Below are 12084 nucleotides of genomic sequence, written 5' to 3' on the forward strand. Positions count from 1 at the left end.
CTTTGTGTAAGGATGAAGTAGAATAAGGAAACAATAGGTCAAGGACAACGATGGGGAGCATTTGTACAGAACGTAATCAAATTCATATGCTGCATTGCGTTAGCAAGTGCTCTCCTATGCATAAGTGCATCGGAAATTGTCTTTCTATTGATTTTATGAAGAGGTGGAAGAAATGGCAGAAGTACATAAAGCAATTACAGCTCACTCAAAGAAACAACATGAAATTGTTACAACATTTTTGCGGCTTGAGACGCAGCGTGAAGCAGCTATTGAAGCAGCTGTTGCGCTTTGCACAAACGGCAAGCCGTTTTCGACAGACGGCATTAATGGTGTGACGCAGCAAATCAACGAGCTTGCGGGGAAATATGGTATTGTGCCGACTCGCAAATATGTAACGCCAGAGATGGTCGAAGAGTATGTAAGTCGTTTAAAACATTCATAAACGGAGGGAAACGGGATGAATGGAATAGCGGAGATTAGCTGGTTGGCTGAGCATTACAATGATGAAACGATTCGCATTATTGATTGCCGTTTTCAATTAGGTGATCCTTCTTGGGGAAGAAAACAATATGAAAAAGAGCATATTCCGCATGCTCAGTATTTTGACTTAAACGAGGACCTGTCAGGTGAAGTCGGCGTGCACGGCGGGCGTCATCCGCTGCCTGAGATCGAGCAGTTTTCAAAGAAACTAGGTGCAGCTGGAATTGACAAGCATACAACCGTAATTGCATATGACAGTCAAAATGGAGCCATGGCTTCCCGTCTTTGGTGGTTACTCATGTATCTCGGCCATGAAAAGGTATATGTTTTAAACGGCGGCTTTACAGCTTGGAAGCAAGCTGGATTGCCGACAACAGATTTCGTCCCTGTTTTTACAAAAAAAACATTCCTCCCGCATCCGCAGCCAGATATGCTTGTTAGCATGACAGATGTTAAGAATAAAATTGAAATGGGTGCAGATTTCTTATTAATTGATTCACGTGAACCGAACCGTTATGCAGGGATTGAGGAGCCGATTGACCATAAGGCCGGACATATCCCAACAGCTGTAAACAGTTTTTGGATGGAAGGTATGACTGCAGACGGGTTATTTCGCAGTCAAAAAGAACAAGAAATGCGCTTTTGCACGTTTGATAAGAAAAAGGAAACAATTGTATACTGTGGATCGGGTGTAACAGCATGCCCGAATGTGCTCGCGCTTAAGATGGCTGGCTTTCACGATGTAAAGCTCTATGCGGGAAGCTGGAGCGATTGGATTTCATACGATAAAAATATTGTAGAAAAAACGCAAAAGATAAAGTGAATTAGGCTGTTGCGCATGCGCCATCTTTGTATTACAATAAGTTACACAGAGTTAAACAAGCGCTTTGAAAACGGTTTTACATTACGAAGCGAGTATGTTACTATAGCAATTAAAAGAAACATCCTGCCGTGTACGTAGCTTATTTATGTCTTAAACCAACGGTGTAAATACGGAAGTTCGATATTTAAGTGCTGCCATCATGCCTTGTTAAAAGGAAGATGAAGGCACTTGTGAGAGCATCCCCCTGCGAGAGCGGGTTTACGGACATACTCAAGCAACGGCACAAGCGGGGTTTCCTAACCTTACGTAATTACGCGTGAGGTTTTTATTTTTTGTGGGAGAGACGAGAAGAATGAAAAAGGTACTATTAATAGATGGGATGGCGCTTTTATTCCGTTCCTTTTATGCGACAAGTGTATATGGCCGATATATGGAGACAGCGAGCGGTGTCCCGACGAATGGTGTGAATGGTTTTGTAAAGCATGTAACTGCAGCTGTTCAAGCTGTGCAGCCGACTCATGCGGTTGCTTGCTGGGATATGGGAAGTACAACCTTCCGAACGGAATCGTATGAGCATTACAAAGCAAACAGGGCAGCCCCCCCGGATGAACTCATTCCGCAATTTGATTTGGTGAAGGAAGCGTCAGCGATGCTAGGTATACCAAATATAGGATTAAAAGGCTACGAGGCAGATGATTGCATTGGAACGCTTGCAAAGCAGTATGCATCTGAAGCGGAGGTAATGATTTTAACAGGTGATACTGACCTTCTGCAGCTCGCTAGCGAGAGGGTTACCATTATGCTGTTGCAAAAGGGAATAGGCAATTATAAATATTATACACCAGAAATGATTTTTGAGGAGAAAGGCATAGAGCCGTGGCAAATTGTCCATGTCAAAGCCTTCATGGGTGACACAAGCGACAATTATCCCGGTGTAAAAGGAATTGGGGAAAAAACTGCGTATAAGCTTATTCAGCAATTCGGTACAACAGAGGGTGTATTACAAAATCTAGCACACCTTACAAAAGCGCAGCAAACAAAAATAGAGAATGATTTAGAAAGCCTTCAGCTATCGCTTCAGCTTGCAGCGATACATTGTGAAGTACCAGTTGTTTGTTCTCTAGATGAAGCGCTGCTTGATTGGAATGAACAGCGTATACAAACGGTATATAGAGCGATGGAGTGGCGGGATCCGTTCGTACGCCGGTAAGCAACATGAATACGCACCGTTTTGCTATTTAGTAGTATAGTCTCTTTTCTATTTTCAGCGCTCCTTAAACAAGGTATGATAGAATAAGAATGAAATTTCTAGAGGAGCAGCATTATGAACATAGTACAAGACTATCTTTTCTACCTGCAAACAAAAGGATTTAAGCTTTCAGAGGAAGCGCTCGGATTTATTGCGTTCGGACAAAAATATACAGGCACTTCGGACAAAATTGTGAAGGTAGCGATTGAGGCAACGCTAAAGCATCAGCGTGATTTTGACGGCAGTTATTTTATTGCCCTGCTAGAAGGATTGAGACGAGATCGTATTGAGGATGAAAAAAGCGCACAAGCATATGTGCGTAAGCTCGAGTCATGAGTTTACGCGGCCTGTGCGTTTTTTTCTTTTTGTTTGTTCGGCAGTTCTACTAAGATCATACCGAGAAAGATGCAAGCGCAGCCGATTATTGTTGTGACAGATAGCCGTTCGTTGTCTACGATTACCGCTGTTAAAGCAGCAAATACTGGCTCCATTACTAAAATTATCGCTACCTTAGTCGGTGAGATGATTTTTTGTGCTGCTGTTTGAATAAAAAAAGCAAGGGCGGTCGCAAAGATGGATGTTATAAAGAGCGCAAATAGAAATGAACCATTTTTCCATAAATCGTTAGATAGCGCATGTTCCCAATCCTCAAATACAAACGCACAAATTGTAGAGAGAACTCCTACTGTTAATACTTGCACAGTGCTTAAAAAGAGCGGTGAAAGCGTATGTGAATAAGCTCCGTTTATGAGTATATGAAGCGCGAAGGAAACTGCGCAGCATAGTACGAGGACGTCACCCTGATTGAAACGAAAGGAATTCACCGCTGTTAGTAAGAATAGTCCAGCTGTTGCCGCAAGGATACCAATTAAGGCAAATATCCCTGTTTTTTGCTTCAAAAATATATATGAAAAAACGGGAATCATCACAATGCTCAGCCCTGTTAAAAAACCAGCCTTTGATGAGGTAGTATACAGTAAGCCGAATGTTTGGAATAAATAGCCTCCAAATAAGAAAAAACCGATGAGTGCACCGGATGCAATGCTTTTGCGTGAGATAGAGACATTTGTTCGTCTGGCATATACCATTTGAACAATAAGTAAGATAAGCCCGGCAATGAGGAAACGGATAGCATTAAATGTAAACGGTTGTACGAGTGATATGGCATGCTGTACAATGACGAACGTAGCACCCCATATAAGAGCGGTAAACAAAAGCGATACGTGAGCAATCCATTCCTTGTGTAACATATCGATCACCCCTGTTTATTTTGCAGAATTGCTCTACGTGCCAACTCATCTGCTACTTTATTCTGGCTGCTTGGAATCCACTTAATGAAAAATAAATCAAACTGTTCAACGAGCCGAAATGCTTCTTCTAGCAGCGGCAGAAATGTTTTATTTTTTACATATCGCTTTTCAAGTGCCCGTTCTACAAGCTGCGAATCAGTGCGAAAGGATACAACCTTCAAGTGATGCTCGAGACAATACTGCAAAGCAATGAGCAGCGAACGGCATTCTGCTTCGTGATTGCTCATAACTCCGAGTGGAATAGACAATTGTACCGGTTGTGGAATCCCTTTTATAAAAACACCAGCTCCGGATGGTCCCGGGTTTCCTTTTGAGGCCCCATCAATATATACTTCAATCAAAGCTTTCCCCCCATTTTCACACTAGGAAAATATAATTATTTTGCCAAAAAGCTGCAACGAAGCTTTATGCGATTATAACTGTATCATGTTTACTGGCATAAATCGAGAGGTTTATCATGTTTGTGATATAATAAAGATCCGTAGTTTTTTACATTTGTTCAGTAATTTGCATAATTAAAGAAAGTATAGAGAGCAGGGGTTCTTCAATCCCGCATGCATGAAATGAAAAAGTTATTATAAAATAAAGGAAATAGGTCCTTTTTTTGTTAAAATACTTATTTCGAAATAAAGGAGAAGGTTCATGAAATATAAAATTGAGTGGACGTATAAGGTGAAGAATGGAAGTGAGACGGTTCTAACGACGGATTTTCTTCGGTTAGAGGAGGCATTACATTTTGCAAATGATTTTGAAAAGACGGGAAGAGCCAAGGAATTGCATTTTTACGACGAAATCGGAACGCATTGGACGAAGAAAGAGGCGGAAAAGCTAGCGAGAAAGGTAGAGGAAGAGCCTCACGATATTGTGATGTATTTTGATGGAGGATATGATTTACAAACAAGGGAAACGGGTGTTGGAGTTAGCATATATTACGTTAAGGATGGAAAAACATATCGCATGCGCCGTAATGAGCAATTAACAGGTCTAGAGAATAACAATGAGGCTGAATATGCTGCCCTATTATACGGCATGCAGCTTTTGGAGGAGCTTGGGGTGCGGTATCAGGGAGTAGCGCTAAAGGGAGATTCGCAGGTTGTGTTAAAGCAGCTATCCGGCGAGTGGCCGTGCTATGAGGAAAATTTAAATCGCTATCTTGACCGTGTAGAACAAAAGGCAAAGGATATGCAGCTGCGCTTTTCATATGAGCCGGTTTCAAGAAAGGCGAACAAAGAAGCACATCAGCTGGCATCGCAGGCACTGCAGGGAATTGTTATTGATAGCCATGCGGCGGTGGAGGAGTGAAAGAGTGAGTAAGTCGTTAAATCGAAAGCAGTGGATTGGAGAGGTTCATCATTTGCTTGACACGTATTGCGACGGCTGCTTTCTGAATAGCCATTTTCGGAAGGAGAACGGTCCGCGATATGCACAATCGTTTTGTATTAAGCAATGTACCGTTGGGGAAAAGCTGAAGGAGTACGGTAAAAAGTTATCGTGAAACATGAAAAACCGCCAGTGTCGGCGGTTTTTTTGCTGCTTATCGCATTGCTTCGTTTAATTGGTGTTCACACTGCTCGAGCATTTCTTCCTGCTTTGAAATAAAGGCGTCGTCGAGATCAGTTGCTACTTCCTTCATGCGCGTAAGCTGACGGCGTGCTTCCTCCACTGTTTTTGCCGCATACTGCAGCTGAGCGGGATCCATGCTCATAGTGGCAGAGCCGACCATTTTTTGCGCGGATGCTACTCGCATTCCTACATCTTCGAAACCGTTAAAGCCATTATGAGAGGCGTGATGCGGGTCTCCCGTACCTCGTATATCTTGTGCCATAGAATAAAACACCTCCTATGAGTTACTACATGTAGCTTGCGCATAGGAGGTGTTTTTTAATCTTAGAAAATTGGATACAGTTTTGTATGGTGAAATGCATATGAATCGTGGTCGATAGGTACATCGTCTATATTGTTGAACGCGGCATACGGAGATATACAAAAAAAGAGCCTGCAATGGAGCAGGCTCTTTATATTTAAACATATTATAATTTCACAACGTTAGCAGCTTGCGGTCCGCGATTACCTTCTACGATGTCGAAAGAAACCTCTTGACCTTCCTCTAGAGATTTAAAACCTTCTCCTTGAATCGCAGAGAAGTGTACGAATACGTCTCCAGCACCTTCTGCTTCAATGAAGCCATAACCTTTTTCGTTGTTAAACCATTTTACTTTTCCTTGCATGTTACATTTCCTCCTAAAAACTGTTACTGTCATTTCAGAACTTGAACCATTGCAACCTTTAATAAGAAACTACAATATTCAGAATTATCCTGTCTTATGACATTATTAACTATACACCAGTCAGCAGAATATAGTCAAGTAAGCGTTTTATTTATCACTTTCTGACAGAAGATCTTCACTTCAAGCACGTGATGGGCGTAGCCCAGTGGTAAGTGGGCGATGAATGTCGGCTAGACAATCGCCTAGCATGTTTTATGTTTTGACAAGGACATTCAAAGCGCTTCGCTCGCATTTGTTCTACCATCTATCCAACCAACCGTATCCATTATTCAATAGAGACATTTATGCATATCACCTAGCACAAGCAGAACGGGACGTTTTGCAGAATGATGAAGGTAGATATGTGACTTCATGTTTGATTTTGATACAAAGCAGAAATGCTAGAGAAAAGAAATAAAGCCAGAGTATATATTTTAGGTCTCCTATTTGAAAATTTTATTTCTGCTGCAAGTTTCGTGAGTGATAAACAAGGGTTTTTTATGGTTAAAATGGAATATAGATAGTAGGAAACAGGTTTTTGAAAAGGGTTAGGCAGCCCTTGGAGATTGCTTGCATGTAAATAATGTTGAAAGAAGCAAATGCTTCAAAATGAAGCTGGCCTGTTTTTGTATACGCGGGTACAATATCTTCTTGGCTAAAAAAGTAAGACTGGTTATTACTCTAAAGGGAGGATACAGGTATGTATCGAACGATGATAAATGGAAAAGAAGTAATTGTTAAACTCTCAACAAAGCTAGGGAAAGAAGTGCAAGATCGTACGCCAATTTATGAAGCAGTCCTATCGGTCGTTGAGCGCGTTCTTCCGCGAGAAAACCAGTGCAATTTTGCGGTACATCATAAGAATATCGGGTTAATTATAGGTGAGGTGCATAGAGGAGAAGTGATTGTATTTTCTGTAGAGCATATTGTAGATCAGCAAAATATATTTCAACAGCACATAAGCAGCCGTTCTTTTGAGAAAGGAGCCAATTTTTAAAAATAAATAGCTGTATGTAGGAAGCGCTCCTTCACGTCGCTGAAAAAAGCGGCGTTTTTTTATGGGAAAAATAGGGCAGGCTTAGGCCTTGTCTAGTTGTTTCTACTATAGAATAACCGTGCTTTACAGAATATGTGCTTTAAATCAATGGCATGCCAATGAAACATCAAGAAAAAATATATTTTGCTTCCTAGGGGATTTTAGAAAATTTGTGTAATTGTCGAAAAATGTCTATTTAAAATACTTTCCATGTGAGGATATATTTAATAAAATTAAACATAGATTTCCGGATGTTTTCAATATTTGGAAATTTGTAAGCGTTTTATTCATTAGGATTAAGGAGGTGCCGTTTCATCTGTCTCATGCATGTGTCACGATCATAACGTTATATGATTTGAAAGGAGAGTGTAACAATGGAGGTTAAACAAGAAAATGTTGCTCGCTCACAGAAAAGTGGAACCGATTACACGCAGATAGTACAATCCTCTGAGTTTAAACAGCTGCTGCAAGCGAAAAAGAAATTTATTATTCCAATGACTATCTTCTTCTTCACATTTTATTTTATCCTTCCAATTATGACGTCTTATTCTACAATTTTGAACACGCCCGCTATTGGAGAGATTACATGGGCTTGGGTTTTCGCATTTGCCCAATTCGTTATGACATGGACACTTTGTATCCTTTACAGCAAAAAGGCTCAGTCGTTCGATAAGCTATCCAACAACATTTTACAAAAGATGAATAAGGGGAGGGGCTAATTGTGAACGTTACAGCTTTTGTACTATTCTTAGCAATTGTGCTTGGTACACTCATAATTACATACTTCGCATCGAAGAAAACAAAGAATGCAAGCGAGTTTTATACAGCTGGCGGAGGCTTGACAGGCTGGCAAAACGGATTAGCTATTGCAGGTGATTATATGTCTGCTGCATCATTCCTTGGAATTGCAGGCACAATCGCACTAGCTGGATTTGATGGCTTCTTTTACAGCATCGGCTTTCTTGTTGCATATCTTGTTGTTCTATACTTAGTAGCGGAGCCTCTCCGAAATCTTGGAAAATATACACTAGCTGACATGATTGCAGCACGATTCGATGAAAGAAAAGTACGCGGCGTTGCGGCCTTGAATACGATGACGATCTCCATTTTCTACATGATTGCACAGCTTGTAGGAGCAGGTGCACTTATTAAGCTATTATTAGGACTAGAGTATACTACTGCTGTGTTAATTGTAGGAACGTTAATGACTGTCTATGTTATTTTTGGAGGGATGACAGCAACGAGCTGGGTACAAATTGTAAAAGCTGTGTTGCTTATGGGTGGAACGCTTGTGATTTCCATTATTGTATTCGCGAAATTTGGCTTCAGCCTTACGGAGATGTTTGCTCAAATGAAAACGGCAACTCCATTAAAAGAAGCGTTTTTGAACCCAGGCGTGAAATACAAAAACGGTATCGACACGCTTTCTTTGAACATGGCACTTGTACTTGGAACTGCTGGATTGCCGCATATTCTCGTTCGATTCTTTACCGTGAAAGACGCTAAAACAGCGCGTCAATCTGTTGTGTATGCTACGTGGTTAATCGGTGCCTTCTATGTTATGACGATGTTCCTTGGCTTCGGTGCGGCAGCATTTGTAGGGAATGCAGCAATTGTAAAGGCAAACCCGGCAGGAAACATGGCGGCTCCGTTATTGGCGCAAGAGTTAGGCGGAGACTTCCTATTCGCGTTTGTTTCTGCTATTGCATTCGCCACGATTCTTGCGGTAGTAGCAGGCCTTGTATTAACAGCTGCATCGGCGTTTGCACATGATTTCTATAATGAAATTATACGACGCGGTAAAGCATCTGAAAAAGAGCAGGTTGTAATGGCTCGTTATGCTTCTATAGGTGTTGCTGTTTTATCTATTATATTAGCACTTTTTGCTCAGACATTAAACGTCGCGTTTCTAGTTGCTCTCGCGTTTGCAGTAGCAGCAAGTGCTAATTTACCTGTTATTTTGTTTACGATTTATTGGAAACGTTTTAATACAGCAGGAGCGGTTTCTGGCATGCTTGTAGGTCTCATTTCTGCCATCATTATTGTAGCACTGAGTCCCAATGTATGGGACCCAGTGGCAGGAAAGGCAATTCTTGTTGGCGAGCCGCTAATTCAGCTTACAAACCCAGGAATTATCTCTATTCCTCTTGGATTTGCTGCAGCGTATTTAGGTACGGTATTATCAAGTAAAAAAGCAAGTCAGGAGAAATTTGATGAAATTCTTGTAAAATCGAATACAGGTCACGGTGTGAGCGGCGTATCTGGTCATTAAGAACAGTGGACATGGTCTGCTATGCTCCCAAAGGAGACAGTTCTTCGCACATTGAGGCGCTTTTTGCCTCGGTGGGCGGAGGGGAGGGTTTCTCCACAGTGAGCAGACCGTGGGAGCTAGATAGTGCCATCGCAAAAAGTTATGTTTTCTTACCTGTTAAAAAAGCGGGATGTCTTGCACAAGACATCCCGCTTTTTTTATTCTGTTCCTTTTTCCGTCTGCTGTTCGGAGGACGCTGGTGTTTGCGGTACTTGTTTCGGTTTGAGGACAAATGCAAAAATAATGAGAAAGATAATAATGACCGCAGCAACGCCGTCATATACATAGAAATAGGTTTTGTACTTTGGCCAATAGGTTTTACTTTGGCTCATTTTTGCTTGTGAGTCACTAATGAGATGCTTGATCTCAGAATGCTTATCATATAGTTGCTGAACTTTTTGGAAGCGATCCAACGCTTCCTCATAATAACCAGCCCAGAAAAATTCTAATCCCTCTTTATACAGAGTGTCTACAGGACCGGGAGCAGTTTTGGCACCAGACTGCGCAATAAATTCTTGTACCGTAGAGGCCGGCACAATAAAGTTAAGTTGCTCAGTTGGACCGCCCGTGAGTAGGCCGATAATTTTCCCGTCTGTATTAACAACTGGGCCGCCGCTATTTCCAGGCAGGGCTGCAGCATTAATTTGAATCAGTGGGCTTCCTTGCCCGAACTTCTTATCTTTTGCGGAAACTTGCCCACCGTTTATCGTGGATATAAGCTGTGATTCTTCAGAGGTTCCCATAAGATCCGCAAGACCCGGATAGCCAATAACCCATATATTATCCTGCAGCTCTACCGCATCGGAATCCCCAAGCTGAAGCGTTGGTAAATTTTTTGCATCAATTTTGAGAACTGCAACATCTTTCCCTTCTTCATAAAAGGGAGCCCCAAAGGATTTAACGTCGCTATTATATTCTTCTCCGCTTGGTAAAATTACCTTTTGCACTTTCTCAACAGAGTTATAATAGAGGGTGCCGTACAAATAGTTGATAACGCTATCAACGTTATAGCCATACAGCTCTGCAATATCATAGGCCATATTTACTAAAGCTGTAGTTACAATTTCCTCGTCACTCTTTCTTGTTGCATCAACGACGTGAGCATTTGTTACGATATAGCCATTTGAACTTATAATGGCTCCAGAGCCGGAACCACCCAAAACGGAAATCCCCTCTTGCTGGATCAGATACTCATACACATCATAGTTATCTACATTCGAATAATCCCAACTTACAACCGCATAGTCAAGAACCCGAACAACGGCAGGCTTTGTATAAGCACCAATGCGTTTGCCAGTATCTACTGTTGAAGAATCCACTTTTGTGTTCATAAATAAAAATGATGCAGCTATGCCGGCGAGCAATATAATAATAATAGGCAAGCTAATCCATGCGCGTTTTCCCACACCTGTTCCTCCCTCCAAGAATATATACTCAAGGAATTGTATTCCCGGTGCTGTTTGTCATATTCTTATATCGGGTAGGAAAAATGTAAGCCTGCGGGGAACATGTTGGACACAAAATAAAATACTTTTGTTTAGAAGAATTTGCTAAAATATAAACAAAAAATAAAAAAATTATTTTAGGATATGGAGAACGGGTTTTCTAATAAGAAAAGAAATTGTATAATAATGAATTATTAAGGAAATACAATGTTTTATTTTTGAAAAATGAAAAATAAAGAAAAGGATATTTTGCAGTAGTTCAAGATGAATATAGTACGTATGCCCTATTTCCTTCCGTAGCAATAACAATAATTGAGGAATAAAGAATGGTTATATACTCTCATTGTCACGATATAATAGGAAACGTATAATCATTTATAGGAGCATACTAACAGCCTGCTTTCGTCTGCAGTGGCGGCTAGTATATAATCCTAATCCTTAGTTGCACCTGCCGTGTCCGATTTTCTTATTTTTACTATACACGATACTTGAGTGGAGTGTTATTTTTCCAAAAAATGAGGAGTTCTATTAACTGGTATTCCTCAATTGTTTTTTAAATTTAGTAAATAAGGAGCGAGTATTAGATGGCACATAAAATTTTAGTAGTAGATGATGCGATGTTTATGAGAACGATGATTAAAAATTTATTAAAGGGTCATACACAATTTGAGGTTGTTGGCGAGGCTGAGAACGGGAGAGATGCAATCCAAAAATATAAGGAATTGCGTCCTGATATTGTTACACTTGATATTACAATGCCAGAAATGGATGGACTAGAGGCATTAAAGGAGATTATAAAAATCGATCCGAGTGCAAAGGTTGTAATCTGTTCGGCGATGGGACAACAAGGAATGGTGCTTGATGCGATTAAAAACGGTGCAAAGGATTTTATTGTAAAACCATTTCAAGCTGATCGTGTTGTAGAAGCTTTAACGAAGGTTTCCAACCAATAATAAAAAAACAATAGAAAAATAAGTGAAATAGAAATGGACTTTGCAGGTTGTTTTCAATCAGAGCGGGGGTGCAGTGTTTGAACAAATGTTGATGGCAGGGACTGCAGAATACCTCCCGCCTGTATGTAGTAAAGTCTGTTGTTTATACCCTTCAAAATACTGAAATAAACAATTTGTATACAGTGCAAAAATAGAAGAAGGGGGGATTTA

At 40.7% G+C, this 12084-nt stretch carries 15 protein-coding genes and 1 other RNA gene; 11 read left to right on the forward strand and 5 right to left on the reverse strand.

Translation table 11 applies throughout. The features are described from left to right. The first annotated feature begins 172 nt into the window (after positions 1-172). The 5 genes from AC6HZ4_RS11615 to AC6HZ4_RS11635 all read left to right on the forward strand — a co-directional run bounded on the left by AC6HZ4_RS11615 (position 173) and on the right by AC6HZ4_RS11635 (position 2888). On the forward strand, positions 173-442 hold the full coding sequence (locus AC6HZ4_RS11615) for a YpbS family protein (protein ID WP_497495158.1): 270 nt from the start codon (positions 173-175) through the stop codon (positions 440-442). A gap of 15 nt (positions 443-457) precedes the next feature. Then, positions 458-1303, forward strand: a complete 846-nt coding sequence (locus AC6HZ4_RS11620; protein ID WP_497495159.1) for a sulfurtransferase — start codon at positions 458-460, stop codon at positions 1301-1303. 117 nt (positions 1304-1420) lie between these two features. After that, positions 1421-1600, forward strand: a non-coding RNA gene (gene ssrS / locus AC6HZ4_RS11625) — 6S RNA. A gap of 55 nt (positions 1601-1655) precedes the next feature. Beyond that, positions 1656-2513: a 5'-3' exonuclease gene (locus tag AC6HZ4_RS11630; protein ID WP_497495160.1), complete on the forward strand. Its 858-nt coding sequence runs from the start codon at positions 1656-1658 to the stop codon at positions 2511-2513. Positions 2514-2627: 114 nt separating this feature from the next. Next, the gene (locus AC6HZ4_RS11635) at positions 2628-2888 is read left to right on the forward strand and encodes a DUF6123 family protein (protein ID WP_497495161.1); all 261 of its coding nucleotides are present in this window, start codon (positions 2628-2630) and stop codon (positions 2886-2888) included. A gap of 2 nt (positions 2889-2890) precedes the next feature. On the opposite strand, the gene AC6HZ4_RS11640 is transcribed toward AC6HZ4_RS11635, so the two are convergent. Both AC6HZ4_RS11640 and AC6HZ4_RS11645 read right to left on the reverse strand, forming a co-directional pair. Continuing rightward, the gene (locus AC6HZ4_RS11640) at positions 2891-3802 is read right to left on the reverse strand and encodes a DMT family transporter (protein WP_497495162.1); all 912 of its coding nucleotides are present in this window, start codon (positions 3800-3802) and stop codon (positions 2891-2893) included. A 5-nt stretch (positions 3803-3807) separates the two neighbouring features. Next, a complete protein-coding gene (locus tag AC6HZ4_RS11645) occupies positions 3808-4203 on the reverse strand; it encodes a reverse transcriptase-like protein (RefSeq protein WP_497495163.1) in 396 nt (131 codons plus the stop codon). Between the two features lie 301 nt (positions 4204-4504). On the opposite strand from AC6HZ4_RS11645, the gene AC6HZ4_RS11650 reads away from it, so the two are divergent. Beyond that, positions 4505-5164 carry a ribonuclease H family protein gene (locus tag AC6HZ4_RS11650; RefSeq protein WP_497495164.1) on the forward strand — a complete coding sequence of 220 codons (660 nt, stop codon included), beginning with the start codon at positions 4505-4507 and terminating at the stop codon, positions 5162-5164. A gap of 4 nt (positions 5165-5168) precedes the next feature. Beyond that, positions 5169-5357, forward strand: coding sequence for a zinc-finger domain-containing protein (locus AC6HZ4_RS11655; protein WP_497495165.1), 189 nt, complete (start codon positions 5169-5171; stop codon positions 5355-5357). 39 nt (positions 5358-5396) lie between these two features. Here the strand turns inward: AC6HZ4_RS11655 and AC6HZ4_RS11660 are convergent, their stop codons facing one another. Continuing rightward, a complete protein-coding gene (locus AC6HZ4_RS11660) occupies positions 5397-5687 on the reverse strand; it encodes a DUF2564 family protein (protein ID WP_497495166.1) in 291 nt (96 codons plus the stop codon). Positions 5688-5892: 205 nt separating this feature from the next. Further along, positions 5893-6090: a cold-shock protein CspD gene (gene cspD / locus AC6HZ4_RS11665; RefSeq protein WP_497495168.1), complete on the reverse strand. Its 198-nt coding sequence runs from the start codon at positions 6088-6090 to the stop codon at positions 5893-5895. Positions 6091-6829: 739 nt separating this feature from the next. On the opposite strand from cspD, the gene AC6HZ4_RS11670 reads away from it, so the two are divergent. The 3 genes from AC6HZ4_RS11670 (at position 6830) to AC6HZ4_RS11680 (ending at position 9437) form a co-directional block, all read left to right on the forward strand. Further along, a complete protein-coding gene (locus AC6HZ4_RS11670) occupies positions 6830-7126 on the forward strand; it encodes a cytoplasmic protein (RefSeq protein ID WP_497495169.1) in 297 nt (98 codons plus the stop codon). A gap of 413 nt (positions 7127-7539) precedes the next feature. Continuing rightward, positions 7540-7884, forward strand: a complete 345-nt coding sequence (locus tag AC6HZ4_RS11675) for a DUF485 domain-containing protein (protein WP_497495170.1) — start codon at positions 7540-7542, stop codon at positions 7882-7884. 2 nt (positions 7885-7886) lie between these two features. Then, positions 7887-9437 (forward strand): solute symporter family protein, encoded by a 1551-nt coding sequence (locus tag AC6HZ4_RS11680; protein WP_497495171.1) that lies wholly within the window; start codon positions 7887-7889, stop codon positions 9435-9437. A 197-nt stretch (positions 9438-9634) separates the two neighbouring features. Here AC6HZ4_RS11680 and AC6HZ4_RS11685 read toward each other — a convergent pair whose 3' ends face one another. After that, positions 9635-10882: a S1C family serine protease gene (locus tag AC6HZ4_RS11685; protein WP_497495172.1), complete on the reverse strand. Its 1248-nt coding sequence runs from the start codon at positions 10880-10882 to the stop codon at positions 9635-9637. A gap of 623 nt (positions 10883-11505) precedes the next feature. On the opposite strand from AC6HZ4_RS11685, the gene AC6HZ4_RS11690 reads away from it, so the two are divergent. Beyond that, a complete protein-coding gene (locus AC6HZ4_RS11690) occupies positions 11506-11874 on the forward strand; it encodes a response regulator (protein WP_497495173.1) in 369 nt (122 codons plus the stop codon). Positions 11875-12084 lie beyond the last annotated feature (210 nt).

The organism is Ectobacillus sp. OTK, assembly GCF_059698935.1.